Below are 15,013 nucleotides of genomic sequence, written 5' to 3' on the forward strand. Positions count from 1 at the left end.
CGGCGGGCCGGGCACTCAGGACCGCTGCGCCCACCCCGGCACCGTCCAGGTCACCTCGGTGCCCGCCGGTCCCCCGGTCGCGGTCAGCCGGCCGCCGCGGCGCTCGGCCCGCTCGGCCAGGTTGGCCAGCCCGCTGCGGACCGTGACCGCGGGCAGCCCGCGGCCGTCGTCGGTGACCCGGACGGACACCGGCGCGCCCGGCCCGTCCTCCCCGACCTCGACCGACACCTCGACCCGGCTCGCGTCCGCGTGCCGGACGACGTTGGTCACGAGCTCCCGCACCACCGCCAGCAGGTCGGTGGCCAGGCCCGCGGGCAGGCCGTCGAGGTCGCCGCGCAGCCGCAGCCCCGGTTGCACCGCCGAGCCCTCCGTGGCCTGCCGCACGGCGTCGGCCACCCCCGCGGCCAGGCCCTCGGGGACGACGTCGTCGTGGAGGCCGAAGATCGCCGAACGGATCTGCCGCAGCGTCCCGTCCAGCTCGTCGACGCTGCGCCCGATGCGGCGGGCGGCGTAGGGGTCGACCTCCTCCAGCGCCCGGCTGATCCGGTCCAGCGAGAGCGCCGTCGCGTAGATCCGCTGGACGACGTGGTCGTGCAGGTCACGGGCGATCCGGTCGCGGTCGGCCTGCACCTGCAGCCGGCGCTCGCGCCGCTGGCTGCGCGCCAGCTCCAGGGCCAGCCCCGCCTGACCGGCGAACGCGGACAGCGCCTCGAGGACCTCCGCGTCGAACGGCTCCCGGTCGGCGCGGCGCAGGCAGACCAGGGTCCCCAGGGCCGGGCCGAGCGGGACGATGACCGCGGAGCGGGCGCCGCGGACGAGCTCGACGGCGACCTCGGCGTGCCGGCCCAGCACGGGGTCCGCCGCGACGTCCTCGACCAGCTCCCCCAGCCCGGTGCGGTGCACCCGGCCGACGTGGGTGTCCTCGAGCGGGACCCGCACCCCGTCGAGCTCGCCGGCCATGTAACCGGCCGAGGCCACGATGGTCAGCGCCTCGGGGTCGCCCTCCTGTGCGATGAGCAGTGCCCCGGCCTCGGCGTCGCTCAGCGCGACGGCCCGTTCGGCCACCGTCAGCAGCACCTCGGCCGGGTCCTCACCCGACAGCAGCTCGGTGGCCACCTCGGTGCCGGCCTGCACCCACGCCCGGCGGCGCTCGGCGGCCTCGGCCAGCCGCGCGTTCTCGATGGCCAGGCCCGCGGCCGCGGCCAGCGCCAGCACCGCCTCCTCGTCGGCCTCGGTGAACGGGCCGCCGGTGCGCTTCTCGGTCAGGTAGAGGTGGCCGAAGACGGCGTCGCGGACGCACACCGGCACCCCGAGGAAGGACTGCATCGGCGGGTGGCCGGCCGGGAAGCCGACGGAGTCGGGGTGGGACCCGAGGTCGTCGAGCCGCAGCGGCCGGGGGTGGTCGACCAGCAGGCCGAGGATGCCGGCGCCGGCCGGGAGGCGGTCGATGCCGGCGCGCGTCTCCTCGTCCATGCCGACGATGACGAAGCGGTCCAGCCGCCGCCCGTCGCGGGTGAGGACGCCGAGCGCGCCGTAGGTGGCGTCGGCGTGCGCGACCGCCGCCTCGACGATGGCGTGCAGCGTCGCCTCGAGGTGCTCGCCGGCCGCGGCCGCCCGCACGCCGGCGGCGAGCGCCGGCGGCGTGCCCTCCGGGCCGGGCGGGGTCACGGCCCGTCCGGAGGGGTCCTGCTGCGCGTCGGGGCGGCCGTCCGCCGGGGTGGTCCCGCCGGAGGGTTCACGCACCGTGCGCGAGGCGGCGGCTCGGGTGGCGCGGCACGACCTGCCGCAGGAGGGCGCGTCCCGATCCGTTCACCAGCACCAGGTCACCGCCGCGGCCGGCGCCGACGAGGGCCTCGAGCAGCGGCCGCTCCAGGGTGGCGGTGCGGACGCGGCCGGTCACGCCCGTCTCGGCGATGGCGCGGACGACCTGGGCCTCGATCCGCTCGAGGACCACGGCGCGGGTCTGCTCCGCGGCCGCGCGCTGTCCGGTCAGCGTCCTCTCGCCGCCGTCGACGACGTCGACGGCGAGCACGGTCCCCTCGCGGCGGGCCGCCTCGCGCAGCGCCCAGACCAGGGCGCCGTAGCCGGAGGGCGAGCCGTCGACGTGGACGACGAGCGAGGGCGCGGGACGACGGGAGAACTGCGGGACGAGCCGGACGGGCTCGACGGGCTGAAGGGACCGGTCCTCGGGCGGAACGGGAGCGGTCGGATCTGCCATGCAGTGATCCTCGCGACACGCGGCGCGTCGGGACAGGGACCAAGGGCCCGGTCAGCCCCCGCGGGCCCCCGTGACGACCGCGGTCCCGTCCTCCCCGGGGCCGTGGACGTCCGGCCGCAGCCCGGCGGCGGCGAGCACCGCGGCGAGCACGGGCGCCTGGTCCTCCCCCGCCTCGGCCAGCAGGACCCCGCCCGGGGCGAGCCAGGCCGGGGCGCCCGCGGCCACGCGCCGGTGCACGTCGAGGCCGTCCGCGCCCCCGTCGAGCGCCGTCCGGGGCTCGTGCAGGCGCGCCTCGGGCGGCAGCAGGGGCAGCGCCGCGGTGGGCACGTACGGCGCGTTGACCACCAGGACGTCGACCCGCCCGTGCAGCCGCCGCGGCAGCGCGTCGAACAGGTCGCCGCCGTGCACCTGCCCGCCCACCGGCGCGAGGTTGCGCCGGGCGTGGTGCAGCGCGGCGGGGGCGACGTCGGCGGCGTGCAGCTCGGCCAGCTCGACGGCGGTGGCCAGCGCGAGGCCGACCGCGCCGCAGCCGCAGCACAGGTCGACCGCGACCGGCGGGCGCCCGTGCCGGTCCCGCGCCGCCCGCGCCACCTCCACCGCCCGCGCGACCAGGGCCGCGGTGCGCCGCCGCGGCACGAAGACCCCGGGGCCGACGGAGACCCGCAGGCCGCAGAACTCCACCTCGCCGAGGACGTGCTCCAGCGGCTCGCCGGCCACCCGCCGTCCGGCGAGGGCGTCGAGCTCCTCCGGTGTGGCCGCGGCGGCGGTCAGCAGGCGGGCCTCGTCCTCGGCGAAGACGCAGCCGGCGGCGCGCAGCCGCGCGACGAGGGCGTCGGTGGCCGCGGCGGAGAGCCCCGGGCTCATCCCCGGCCTCCGCGGGACGGGTCCACGGACAGACCCTGGCACGGCCGCCGGTCCGCGGCCCGGCCGGGCGTCAGTGCGGGGACGCGGCCGGGACGTCCTGCCCGGTGGTGCGGGGCACCGGGGCGGCCCGCAGGGCGGCGCCGGGGGAGTGCGGCCGGCGGCGCTCGGCCCCGGTGGCCACCGCCTCCTCGTGCACCGCCTCCTGGTGCACCGCCTCCTCGTGCGCCGCGGCGGGCAGGGGACGACCGAGGTGGTAGCCCTGCCCGTACCCGACGCCGAGCCCGCGGAGCGCGGCCAGCTCGTCGGCGGTCTCGATGCCCTCGGCCACGAGGTCCAGGCCGAGCGTCTGGCCCAGCTGCACGATCGCGCCGATGACCGCGTGGTCCTCCGGGCTCGTGGCCACGCCGTCGACGAAGGACTTGTCGATCTTGAGGACGTCGATGGGGAACCGGCGCAGGTAGCCCAGTGACGAGTAGCCGGTGCCGAAGTCGTCGAGGGCCAGCCGGACGCCGAGGTCCTTGACCTCCTCCAGCTTGCCGGTGGTGGCGGCGGCGTCCTGCACGAGCAGCGACTCGGTGATCTCGAGGGTCAGCCGCCGCGGGTCCAGGCCGGAGCGGTCCAGCGCCTCGGCGACGTCGCCGACGAGGCTGGGGTGCTGGAACTGGCGCACCGACACGTTGACGCTCATCCGCGGGCCGCTGCCGTCCGGTCGCTGCCACGCGGCGGCCTGGCGGGTGGCCTCCCGGAGCACCCAGCGGCCGATCGGGACGATCAGGCCGCTGTCCTCGGCCAGCGCGATGAACCGCGCCGGCGGCACCAGCCCGTGCGCGGGGTGCTGCCAGCGCACCAGGGCCTCGTAGCCGCTGGTCGTGGCCGACGCCAGGTCGACGATCGGCTGGTAGTGGAGGACGAGCTCCTGCCGGTCCAGCGCCTGGTAGAGGTCGGCGAGCAGGCGCTCGCGCTCGAGGTGCGCGGCGTGGTGGCTGGGCTGGAAGGTCTCGTAGCGCCCCTTGCCGCTGGACTTGGCCACGTACATGGCGATGTCCGCCGCGCGCAGCAGGCCCAGGCCGCTGGCGGCGCACGTCGCCGAGGTGGCGATGCCCATGCTCACGCTGGCGCGGACGGCGCGGTCGGCGACGTGGACCGGCTGGGCGAGGGCGGCCAGCACGCGCTCGGCGACCAGGGGCGCCAGCTCCCCGCTGCGCGCGCCGCTCATCAGCACGGCGAACTCGTCGCCGGCCAGGCGGGCGAGGGTGTCCTCGGGGCGCAGGCAGCCGCCGACCCGCTGGGCGACCACCCGCAGCAGGGCGTCGCCGCCGTCGTGGCCGAGGTTGTCGTTGACGGTCTTGAGGTTGTCCAGGTCCAGGAACAGCACCGCCGACGGGGTGCCGGTGACCCGCTCGCGTTCCTCCGCCGCGCGCAGGCGCTCCATGAACAGCGCCCGGTTGGGCAGGCCGGTCAGGGGGTCGTGGAAGGCCTGCACGCGCAGCTGGTCCTCGAGCTCCTTGCGGTCGCTGGTGTCGCGCGTGGTGAGCACGATGCCGCTGACGGCCGGGTCGTCGAGCAGGTTGCGGGCGGCGGTGTCGGTCCAGCGCCAGGAGCCGTTGCGGTGCCGCATGCGGGCGGCCGGCCAGGTCGCCGGCGGCTCCCCGGCGGCCACGCGGCCGAGGTGCTCGCGGAAGCCCCGCACGTCCTCGGGGTGGACCAGGTCGTGGACGTCGGTGCCGATCAGCGTCCCCGGCGGGTAGCCGAGGACCCAGCCCACCGACGGGGTCTGGTACGTCACGGTGCCCGCGGTGTCGACGACGGTGATGACGTCCGAGGCGTTGCGGACCAGCGACCGGAAGTGCTCCCCCGCCTCCAGGGCGTCGAGCAGGCTGTTGAAGGCGCGGGCGGTCTCGCCGAGCTGGTCGTCGGAGTCCACGGTGATCCGCTGCGACGTCGACTGCGACCAGTCCCCGGTCCGGCTGGCGTGCGAGATGGTCTGCGCCACCGAGTGCAGGTGGGTGCTGAGGACGGCCAGCCGCCCACCGACCAGGCACCGGCACAGCGTGTAGCTCAGCCCGCCGACCAGGAAGCCGGCGACGAGACAGGCCGCCCGGAACACCGGGCGGTCGGCGTACTGGGCGGGGACCCCGAGGCCCGTGGCGAACGGCGGGAAGACCAGCCCGACCGCGATGCCGAGGCCGACCATCCACACCGCGAGGTCCCAGAACACCCGCGAGGTGAGACGGAAACCCCGGGGCCGTCGCCGGTCGCCGTCGACCCGGAGCTGGAAGGCACTCATGCCCAGGGACGTCGTCACCGTGCCCGGGCGCTTGAGGCCGGGGACCGGAGATCACCCTCAGGGGGTGGACCCGGGCGGGAGGCGCGGCGCCGGGCTCGATTTCGGCCGGGACGTGCCGATGGGGATCCCATGCGACTGGTTCCCGACACCTCCCCGGGCCGGCTCGTCGGCGAGGACGTCCGCGTCCCGACGGCCGGCGGGGGGCTCACCCGCTACGTCGACCTCGACGCCGCGGCCACCAGCTCGTCGTCGGTCCGGGTGGCCCGGGCGGTGCAGGAGTTCCTGCCCCGCTACTCGAGCGTGCACCGCGGTGCCGGCGCGAAGTCCCGGTACACCAGCGCCCGCTACGAGGCCGCCCGCGAGACTGTGCTCGCCTTCGTCGGGGCGGACCCCGCCACGCACGAGACCGTCTTCGTCCGCAACACCACCGAGGCGCTGAACGCGCTGGCGTTCCGGCTCGGGCTCGAGCCGGACGACGTGGTGCTCACCACCGCGGTCGAGCACCACGCCAACCTGCTGCCGTGGCGCCGCGCCGCGCGGCTGCGGGTGGTCGAGGTCGGCGCCGGGGGGACCTTCACGGCCGAGGACGTCGTCGCCGCGCTCGACCAGCGCCCGACCCCGCGAGTCCTGGCCCTCACCGGCGCCTCCAACGTCACCGGCTGGCTGCCCGACCTGGCCGCCATCACCGCCGCGGCCCGGGAGCGCGGCGTGTTCGTGGTGGTGGACGCCGCCCAGCTGGCGCCGCACCGGCCGATCGACGTGACCGCCCTCGGCGTCGACGCCCTCGCCCTGTCGGGGCACAAGGCGTACGCGCCCTTCGGCGCCGGCGCGCTCGTCGCCCCGCGGAGCCTGCTCGGCCGCGGCGAGCCCCTGCTGGTCGGCGGCGGCGCGGTCCGGGCGGTCTCCTTCGACGACGTCGTGTGGGCCGGTGCCCCCGACCGGGACGAGGCCGGTTCGCCGAACGTCGTCGGCGCGGTCGCGCTGGCCGCCGCGGCCGAGGAGCTGGCCGAGGACTGGCCCGGCCTGCTCGCCCACGAGCGCGCCCTCACCGCGGCGCTGGACGCCGAGCTCGCGACGGTCCCGGGGCTGCGCCGCCTCGGCCCGGTGACGGGGGACCGGCTGCCCGTGGCGGCCTTCCTCCTCGACGACCTCCCGCACGGTCTGGTGGCCGCCCGGCTGTCCGCGGAGTTCGGGATCGGCGTGCGCAGCGGCTGCTTCTGCGCCCACCCGTACATGGCCCGCCTGCTGGAACTGAGCGAGGAGCAGGTCCGCGCCTTCCACGACGCGGCCCGGGGCGGCGAGGTCCGGCTGCCCGGCGCCGTGCGCGCCAGCGCCAACCGCGGGACGACCCTGGACGACGTCGCGGCGCTCGGGGCGGCGCTGCGCACCGTCGCGGCGACGCCGGAGGAGAGCGCCCGCTACCGCGTCGACGAGCGGGGCGAGTACCTGCCCGGTGAGGCGCGGACGCCGGTCCTGCTGGGGGCCTGACCCCGGGAGGTCAGACGCGGGCGAGCAGCGACCTCAGCGGCGGCGGGTACGCCGCGGGCTCCAGCCGCTCGACGAGGGCGCGCGCGTAGCGGGCCTTGCGCCCGCTGGTGGTGCCGAGGAAGCGGCGCAGCTGCGCGTCGGCCGGGCGCCCGCGCTGCGCCGGCTGCCGCCGGAAGGTGGTCAGGGCGTGGGCCTCGCGGTGCTCGGCGACGGCCGCCTCGACCCCGGCCGTCCCCACCGCCCGGACGAGCTCGTCCTCGAGGTCGGCGACGCAGGCGGAGAACCCGGCCGTCGCCGGGTCGGGCACCCCGAGCGCCCGGCGGACGACGTCCCGCTCGGCGAGGTCGTAGAGGCCGGCCACGCGGACGCCGGGACCGATCGCGGCCAGGTGGCGGCGGACGGCGTGCGCACCGCCCATCGCGACCACGTCCACGCCCTCGGCGGCGAGGTCCCGGCCCAGGCCCCGCGCGGCCGCCAGCACGGCCTCGCGGTCGCTGACCCCCTCGACGAGCACCACCGCGCGGAGGACGGGCGGGAGCGGCACGGGCGGACGGTCCCACGCGGGGAGCGGGGAGGCCACCGGGTTGCCGGGTGGAGCGGAGGAGAGCGGGTGACGGGAATCGAACCCGCACTGTCAGCTTGGGAAGCTGATGTTCTGCCATTGAACTACACCCGCGACGGCCTGACGGCCGGACGCCAGCGTAGCAAGGGCGGCGGCATCGGTCGGCAGGCCGGGGTCAGCCGGCGGGCCGGGGGCTGCGGATGGTCACCGTGGTCCCCTCCGGCCCCGGAACCGCGGTGACGTCGGCGAACGCGCTCATGAGCATCGAGCCGCGGCCGCGGTCCATGCTCGACGTCCGCTCCTTCCACTGCCCGTGGTCGCGCACCGCGATCTCCACCGCGCCGCCGTCGACGGCCACCCGGACGTCCACGTACGGCTCGCGCGGGTCCTGCGCGTGCTCCACCGCGTTGGTGGCGGCCTCGCAGGCGGCCAGCACGAGGTCGTGGACGCGGTCCTCGTCCAGGCCGGCGTCGGTGAGCAGCGCCCGCAGCCGGCGGCGCAGCGGCGGGATCGCCGCCGCGCTCGAGGGGAACCGCCAGGTCGTCGTCGTCGCACCCGGGAGGTGCGCCGGGGTCGGCGCCGCGGGGGCGGCCGGGACGGCGTCGGCGGCGCGGGGACGCGGCGGCGCGGGAGCGGGGACGGCCGGGGCGGACGGCGACGGGGCGGCCGGGGGCGCCGGCTCCCGCCGGCCCCGGGAGCGCTCGAGGACCGCGCGCAGCCGGCCGAGCAGCTCCGCGGACTCGAACGGCTTGGGCAGGTAGTCGTCGACGCCGGCGTCGAAGCCCTCGACCGCGGCCTCCTGCCCGGCCCGCGCGGTGAGCATGACCACCGGGACGGCGCGCGTCGCGGGGTCGGCCCGCAGCGCGCGCAGCAGCCCGAACCCGTCCAGGCCCGGCATCATCACGTCGCTCAGGACGACGTCGGGACGCACCCGCGCGACGTCGCGCAGGGCCGCCTCGCCGTCGGCCGCCGTCCGCACCGTCCACGACGGCGACAGCAGCCGGGCGAGGTAGGCGCGCATGTCGGCGTTGTCGTCGACGACGAGCACGGTGCCCAGCGGGTCGGGCGACGGGGCGGGCCGGCGCAGGTCGTCGTCCCACGGGGTGAGCGCGGCCGCGCGGACCGCGGCTGCCGACGCGGGCGGCGGGGTGTCGGTGTCCGGCTCGCCGAAGGGCAGCCGCACGGTGAAGGTGCTCCCGGCGCCGGGCTCGCTCTCCACCTCCACGGTGCCGCCGTGCAGCGCGACCAGCTCCCGGACCATCGCCAGGCCCAGGCCGGTGCCCTCCCGGCTGCGCGCGGGGGAGCCGGTCACCCGGTGGAACCGCTCGAACAGCGCCGGCAGCTCGGCGGCGGGGATGCCCACGCCGGTGTCGGCCACCCGCAGGACCACCTCGTCGCCCTCGGCGCGCAGGGAGACGGTGATGCCGCCGACGAAGGTGTACTTGACCGCGTTGGCGACCAGGTTGAGGACGACCTTCTCCCACATCCGCGGGTCCACCGCGGCGGGGCGGGGCAGCGGCGGGCAGTCGACGTCGAGGGTCAGGCCGGCCCGCTCGGCCGCGGCGCGCAGCACGCCGGCCAGCTCGCCGGTGCAGGCGGCGAGGTCCGTGGCCACCCGCACCGCGGCCGTGCGCCCGGCCTCGATGCTCACGAACTCCAGCAGGTCGTCGACCAGGCGCTTGAGCCGCTGGCCGTTGCGCAGGGCGAGGGTGAGCCGCTCGCGCACCGGCTCCGGCAGCTCCCCGCCCGAGTCGGCGAGCGCGTCGGCGATCGGGGCCAGCAGCAGGGTCAGCGGCGTGCGCAGCTCGTGGCTGACGTCGGAGAAGAACGTCGTCTTGGCCCGGTCCAGCTCGGCCAGCGCCTCCGCCCGGGCGCGCTCGGCGGCGTAGGCGCGCGCGTCGGTGACCGCGCCGGCGACCTGCGCGGCCAGCAGCTGGTGGAAGGTGCGGTACTCCTCGTCCAGCGCCCGGTTGGGGCTGACGCCGACCAGCAGGGCGCCCACCGTCTCGCGCCCCGCCCCGCCCGACAGCGGCAGCGCGACCGCCCGCTCCACCTCGTCACCGAACGGCCCGCCGGGCACGTGCAGGCCGGCGACGTCGACCGCGCCGAGCTCGGCCGCCGCGCCCACCGCCGCCGGCAGCGCCGCGGCGCCGACGCCCGCGGTGGCCACCCGGTGCAGCCGGCCCTCGCCGTCGCCCAGGTAGACCGCGGCGAACGGGACGTCGAGCGGGTCGGCCCCCAGCGCCCCGCACACCCGGACGGCCAGGTCGCGCTCGTCCTCGCGCCGGCCGGCCGCGGTGGCCACCTCGTGCAGCAGCCGCTGCCGCCGCTCGGCCACCACCTGGCGGGTCACCTCGGTGCACACCGCGTGCATCCCCGCCACCTCGCCGTCGTCCCCGAAGGCGGGGGCGTGCGAGACGGTGAAGTAGGTCTCCTCGCGGTAGCCGGCGCGCTCGAGCAGCAGCAGGAGCTGCGGGATCCACGAGGCCTCGCGGGTGGCCATCGCCCGCTCGACCGGCTCCTGCAGCGCGGCCCAGCCCTCGGCGAGGGTGATCCGCAGGTCGTCGCCGATGGCGCCGGGGTGCTTCGCGCCGATCAGCGTGGCGTAGGCGTCGTTGTAGAACTGCGTGTACTCCGGGCCCCAGGTCAGGATCATGGGGAACCGCGAGGCCAGCACGGTGCGGACGGCGTAGCGCAGGCTCGCGGGCCAGCTCTCCACCGGCCCGACCGGCGTCGTCGCCCAGTCGAAGGCGGCCATCAGCCGGCCGTTCTCGCTGCCGCCGGCGAAGACGTCCTCGGTCCCGGGGCCCGGCGCGACGCCGCGGACCCCGCCGGACGCGACGGGATCCGGCGCCACGCACACCTCCCGGCACAGCCGTGCGGACGCGGGCGGGACCGCCGCCGGCGCGTCAGGACCTCGGGAGCCGAGCTGCTCCCCGCTGCTCGAACGGTACATCCGTGACCCGGGACCCCACCGGCCGTGCCGGGGTCAGCGCCGCATCTCGGCCAGGAACCCGGTGGCCTCCGAGCGCAGCCGCTCGGCCATCTGCGACAGGCCGGTGACGTCGGTGTCCGCGGTGCCCAGCGACGCCGTGCCGTCGACGGCCGCGGCGATCCCGTCGACCAGGCCGTTCATGTCGGTGACCGTGGTGCCGACCGAGCCGATGACGGCGGTGACGTCGTCGCAGGTCGCGCGGATCGCCTCGACCTGCGCGGTCACCCGCTCGGTGGCCTGCGCGGTCTGGTCGGCGAGGTCCTTGACCTCGGAGGCGACGACGGCGAAGCCCTTGCCGGCCTCCCCGGCGCGGGCGGCCTCGATCGTGGCGTTGAGCGCCAGCAGGCGGGTCTGCGCGGCCACGGACTCGATGAGGGCGATGACCTCGCGGATCTCGGCCGAGGTGCGGGTCAGGGAGCCGAGCGTGCCGGTCGCGTTGCCCACCTCGGCCGACGCCGCCGCCGCCGCGCTGGTCAGCCCGGCGGCGGACGCGCTCATCTCCGTGGCCGCCGTCGCGACCTGCTCGCTCATCGCCAGCACCACCGACTCGAACGCGTCGGCCAGCCGCAGCCGCGAGGTCTGCGCCTCGGTGACCCGCCCGGCGGTCGCCCGCATGGCGTCGCGGGCGGTGTTGATGTCGGTGGCCGCGTGCCGGTAGGCGCCGTGCAGCCCGGTGCGCAGGACGCTGCGGTGGAAGCGGCCCTCGGCGGCGGCGGCCAGCGCCGCCCGGGACTCGCGCACGAAGGCGTCGCTGACGTCGAGCGCGCGGTTGACGCCGTGCCGCAGCGCGGCCAGTTCCGGCACGGCGTCCGAGCCGTCGACCGGCACGGCCCGCGCCTCCAGGTCCCCGCGCGCGGCCGCCTCGCAGGTCTCGGTCAGCCGGCGCACGAACGCGCGGTGGACCTCGAGCTCCGCGGCGTCGGAGCGGGTGCGGGAGCGTGCCATCTCAGTCCTCCTCCTCGGCGATGACCGACCACACGAAGTCCGCGTAGGACGCCGCGTGCTCGCCGATCAGCCGGTCGAACAGCTCGGACGACGCCGCGACGGCCGCGCGGGCGTTCGGGTGCCGCCGCTCCTCGGCCAGGAGGCGCTCGTAGATCGGGCGGACGCGGTCGACCGCCCGGCGGGAGGGCCGGCGGCGGTTGGAGTGGTAGCCCACGACCGACCCGTCGGCGCCGTAGGACGGCGTCACGTGCGCCAGCACCCAGTAGTGCGCGCCGTCGGCGGCCAGGTTGTCGATGTAGGCGAACAGCTCCTGCCGGGCGGCGAGGGTGTCCCACAGCAGCGTGAACACCGCGCGCGGCATGTCGGGGTGCCGGATGAGGTTGTGCGGCTGCCCGATGACCTCGTCGAGGGTGTAGGCGCCCACCCGCAGGAACACGTCGTTGGCGTACGTGATCACCCCGCGCAGGTCGGTCTTGGAGACGATGAGCTCCTCGGCCGCGAACGTCCGCTCCTCACCCGTCGGCCGCACGGCGAGGCGGCCGGCGCGCGGTGCGGTCCGGGGGCGGGTGTCCAGCACGCGGTGTCCTCCTGCGTCCGGCGGGTCGTCCCGGCAGGTATCGGCAGGAACGGTCCGGACACGACCCGAACCGGGGGGTCCGGGACCTCCGTCCCGCGGGAAGCGGAGGGGGCGCCCGGCGGCCTCCCTAGACTCCGCGCCATGCTGCTGTCCGACCGCGACATCCGCGCCGCGATCGCCGAGGGGCGTCTCGGCATCGAGCCGCACGACGCGGGGCTGGTGCAGCCCTCGAGCATCGACGTCCGGCTCGACCGCTACTTCCGGGTGTTCAACAACGCCCGCTACACCCACATCGACCCCGCCCAGCAGCAGGACGACCTGACCACCCTGGTCGAGCCCGACGGCGACGAGCCGTTCGTCCTGCACCCCGGCGAGTTCGTCCTCGGCTCCACCCTCGAGGTCGTCACCATCCCCGACGACCTCGCCGCCCGGCTGGAGGGCAAGAGCTCGCTCGGGCGCCTGGGGCTGCTCACCCACTCGACGGCGGGCTTCGTCGACCCCGGCTTCTCCGGCCACATCACGCTGGAGCTGTCGAACGTGGCCAACCTGCCGATCACGCTGTGGCCGGGCATGAAGATCGGCCAGCTGTGCCTGTTCCGGCTCACCGGCCCGGCCGAGCACCCGTACGGCTCGGCGGTGTACGGCTCCCGCTACCAGGACCAGCGCGGGCCGACGCCGTCTCGCTCGTTCCGGAACTTCACCCGCGCGGAGACCCGGCGGGCGCAGGGCTGACCGCCGCCGGCGACCAGCCGGGCACCTCGTCGTCGACGAACCGGTCCCGGGTGACCAGCCACCCGGTGACCGTGAGCCCGACGGTGGCGACGGCGACGAGCACGAACATGCCGGTGTAGCCGCCGGTCGCGCCGCGCAGCACGCCGACCAGCAGCGGCCCGGCGCCGGCGAGGACGTACCCCCAGCCCTGCGTGACCGTGGACAGCGCGGCCGTCGTCTCCGGCGTCCGGGCGCGCAGCCCGATCAGCGCCAGCACCATGCTGAAGGTGCCCATGCCGACGGCGAGCACGCTCATCCACAGCCACGGCAGCGTGCGCGGGGCCAGCCACAGGCCGCTCCAGCCGACGACGTAGCAGGCCATGAAGCCCAGCAGCAGCGGCCGCTGCCACCGCTGGCGGACGGTGAGCGACGGGGTGACCGCGTTGACCGGGATGACGACGACCGAGTTGATCCCGAGCAGCAGCCCGGCGGTGGCCGCGCTCAGGCCGGAGTCGCGCAGGTACTGCGCCGACCAGCCCATGACGACGTAGGCCTGCGTCGCCTGCAGGCCGAAGAACGCCGCCAGGGTGAGCGCCAGCGGGCTGCGCGCCAGCGGCGCCATCCGCACCGCGCGGTGGGTGCCCCGGCTCGCACCGGGGGAGCGCGGGGCGAGGAACCACGGCACCGCGGCGACCAGCGCGAGCAGCGCCCACACGCCGATGGCCCACCGCCAGCCGCCCGGGCCGACGGCGGCGGCGATCGGCGCGGTGGAGATCGCCGCGACGGCCCCGCCGATGGCCATGGACGCGCTGTAGGCGCCCACCAGCAGGCCGGTGCGCGCGGGGAACCAGCGCTTCACCAGGCCGGGCAGCAGCACGTTGCCCAGCGCGCCGCCGACCATCGCCAGCACCGTGCCGGCGACGAACAGCGGGAACGAGTCGACGACCGCCCGCAGCACCAGCCCGGCGGCCATGGTGAGCAGCGCGCCGGCCAGCACGTGCGCGTCCCGGAACCGGGCGGCCAGCGGCGGCCCGGCGAAGCCGATGGCGGCGAAGCACAGCACCGGCAGCGTCGTCACCACGCCGGCCGCGGCGCTGGAGACGCCCAGGCCGCGCTCGAGCTCCTCGAGCACCGGGCCGACGGTGCTCACCGCCGTCCGCAGGTTCGCGGCGGTCAGCACGATGGCGACCGCGACGAGCGCGAGTCCGCGCCGTCGCTCGCCGGCCGTCGGGATCGGGGGAGCGTCGTCGGCCGTGCGGGTCACCCGTCGATGGTCCCCCGCACGTCCGGCCCGCCCGGAGGCGGGTGCACGGGCCAACCGTCTAGGTGCGCAGTCCCGTGCGCGGCGTGGCCTCGAAGCGGGGCAGCACCTGGGGGACCCGCCGCCACAGCACCCGCTGCAGGAGCAGCGTGACCACGGCGGCCAGCAGGATGCCGGCGAGGTTGATCCCCAGCTGCAGGGCCGCGCGCCAGAACTCGGCGCCGCCGCCCAGGGCCAGCGACACGGCCATGTCCGCGGCGGCGGGCACCGTCGTCACGGAGATGAAGACGCCGACCAGCGCTCCGCTCTTCGCCGACGTCAGCGACAGCACGCCGGCGATGCCGGCCAGCACCGCCACCACCACCGACCAGTGGTCCGGCGCGGTGATGAACCCGGTCTGCGGGCGGTCCGTGGCGAGCACCCCGGGGTCGACCCAGCCCAGCCCGCGGGCGGCGAGCGCGGCCAGCGCGGTGACCGCGATCGCCAGGGCGAAGCCGGCGAGCAGCGCGCGGGCCGCCGCCCGGGCGACCCCGCGCCGCCGGTGCACGAGCGCGACGGCGAGCCCCGCCAGCGGGGCGAACTCCGGGCCGAGCACCATCGCGCCGATGACCAGGACCGCCGAGTCGTTGACGATCGCGATGCCGGCCAGCAGCGTCGCGATGGTCAGGAACGACAGGTAGGAGACCGACAGCGACGAGTCCGCGGCCGTCGTCCGCACCACCTGCTCCCAGACGACGGCGTCCGAGCCGTCGCCCGGCGCGGCCTCCTCCGCCCGCTCGGCGACGGCGGAGACGGCCGTGTCCACGGCCTCGATCGCGATGCCGCCGTCGCGGTCGACGTGCAGCTCGCGCAGCGCCCCGACGAGGGCGTCGGCGGACTCGCGGGCGACGTCGGCGAGGAGCAGGTCGCCGGGCGGCTCGACCGAGGCGCCGGGCAGCACGGCGAGGTGGGCGGTCCCGGGGCAGCGGGTGAACAGGTCGCGGACGGCGTCGGTCCGGTCGGGCGGGACGGTCACCCGCAGCTGCAGCAGCACGCGCGGTGTTCTACCGGAGGACCGGCCCCCGAGACGGCGGACGCCGCCGGCGAGGAGCTGCCCTGCCGACGG

General features: G+C 77.1%; 12 protein-coding genes and 1 tRNA gene. 2 read left to right on the plus strand and 11 right to left on the minus strand.

Going from position 1 to position 15,013, the window contains the following annotated elements; translation table 11 throughout:
- Nucleotides 1–15: 15 nt before the first annotated feature.
- From ACI8AK_RS14505 to ACI8AK_RS14520, 4 genes are all read right to left on the minus strand, one after another.
- A complete protein-coding gene (locus ACI8AK_RS14505; protein ID WP_387992008.1) occupies nt 16–1,668 on the minus strand; it encodes a sensor histidine kinase in 1,653 nt (550 codons plus the stop codon).
- A 67-nt stretch (nt 1,669–1,735) separates the two neighbouring features.
- Complete coding sequence (locus ACI8AK_RS14510) at nt 1,736–2,218, minus strand: universal stress protein (protein WP_387992011.1); 483 nt, start codon at nt 2,216–2,218, stop codon at nt 1,736–1,738.
- A 51-nt stretch (nt 2,219–2,269) separates the two neighbouring features.
- Nucleotides 2,270–3,082 carry a putative protein N(5)-glutamine methyltransferase gene (locus ACI8AK_RS14515; protein ID WP_456903123.1) on the minus strand — a complete coding sequence of 271 codons (813 nt, stop codon included), beginning with the start codon at nt 3,080–3,082 and terminating at the stop codon, nt 2,270–2,272.
- Nucleotides 3,083–3,152: 70 nt separating this feature from the next.
- Nucleotides 3,153–5,369 carry a putative bifunctional diguanylate cyclase/phosphodiesterase gene (locus tag ACI8AK_RS14520; protein WP_456956813.1) on the minus strand — a complete coding sequence of 739 codons (2,217 nt, stop codon included), beginning with the start codon at nt 5,367–5,369 and terminating at the stop codon, nt 3,153–3,155.
- A 129-nt stretch (nt 5,370–5,498) separates the two neighbouring features.
- Between ACI8AK_RS14520 and ACI8AK_RS14525 the strand changes: the two genes are divergently transcribed.
- Nucleotides 5,499–6,857, plus strand: coding sequence for an aminotransferase class V-fold PLP-dependent enzyme (locus tag ACI8AK_RS14525; RefSeq protein WP_456956815.1), 1,359 nt, complete (start codon nt 5,499–5,501; stop codon nt 6,855–6,857).
- Nucleotides 6,858–6,867: 10 nt separating this feature from the next.
- Here the strand turns inward: ACI8AK_RS14525 and ACI8AK_RS14530 are convergent, their stop codons facing one another.
- From ACI8AK_RS14530 to ACI8AK_RS14550, 5 genes are all read right to left on the minus strand, one after another.
- On the minus strand, nt 6,868–7,401 hold the full coding sequence (locus ACI8AK_RS14530; protein ID WP_387992023.1) for a TOPRIM nucleotidyl transferase/hydrolase domain-containing protein: 534 nt from the start codon (nt 7,399–7,401) through the stop codon (nt 6,868–6,870).
- Between the two features lie 61 nt (nt 7,402–7,462).
- Nucleotides 7,463–7,533: transfer RNA gene (locus ACI8AK_RS14535), tRNA-Gly, on the minus strand.
- 61 nt (nt 7,534–7,594) lie between these two features.
- On the minus strand, nt 7,595–10,276 hold the full coding sequence (locus tag ACI8AK_RS14540; protein ID WP_456956817.1) for an ATP-binding protein: 2,682 nt from the start codon (nt 10,274–10,276) through the stop codon (nt 7,595–7,597).
- Between the two features lie 132 nt (nt 10,277–10,408).
- A complete protein-coding gene (locus ACI8AK_RS14545; RefSeq protein ID WP_456956819.1) occupies nt 10,409–11,359 on the minus strand; it encodes a methyl-accepting chemotaxis protein in 951 nt (316 codons plus the stop codon).
- A gap of 1 nt (nt 11,360) precedes the next feature.
- A complete protein-coding gene (locus ACI8AK_RS14550; protein WP_456903118.1) occupies nt 11,361–11,936 on the minus strand; it encodes a PAS domain-containing protein in 576 nt (191 codons plus the stop codon).
- Between the two features lie 141 nt (nt 11,937–12,077).
- Between ACI8AK_RS14550 and dcd the strand changes: the two genes are divergently transcribed.
- The gene (dcd, locus tag ACI8AK_RS14555; RefSeq protein WP_387992035.1) at nt 12,078–12,668 is read left to right on the plus strand and encodes a dCTP deaminase; all 591 of its coding nucleotides are present in this window, start codon (nt 12,078–12,080) and stop codon (nt 12,666–12,668) included.
- Here the strand turns inward: dcd and ACI8AK_RS14560 are convergent.
- Entirely contained in the window at nt 12,634–13,911 is a 1,278-nt protein-coding gene (locus tag ACI8AK_RS14560) for a CynX/NimT family MFS transporter (RefSeq protein WP_456903117.1), read from the minus strand. The genes dcd and ACI8AK_RS14560 overlap by 35 nt on opposite strands.
- A 58-nt stretch (nt 13,912–13,969) precedes the next feature.
- Complete coding sequence (locus ACI8AK_RS14565; protein ID WP_456956821.1) at nt 13,970–14,941, minus strand: DUF389 domain-containing protein; 972 nt, start codon at nt 14,939–14,941, stop codon at nt 13,970–13,972.
- Nucleotides 14,942–15,013 lie beyond the last annotated feature (72 nt).

Source organism: Geodermatophilus sp. SYSU D00867 (assembly GCF_054050315.1).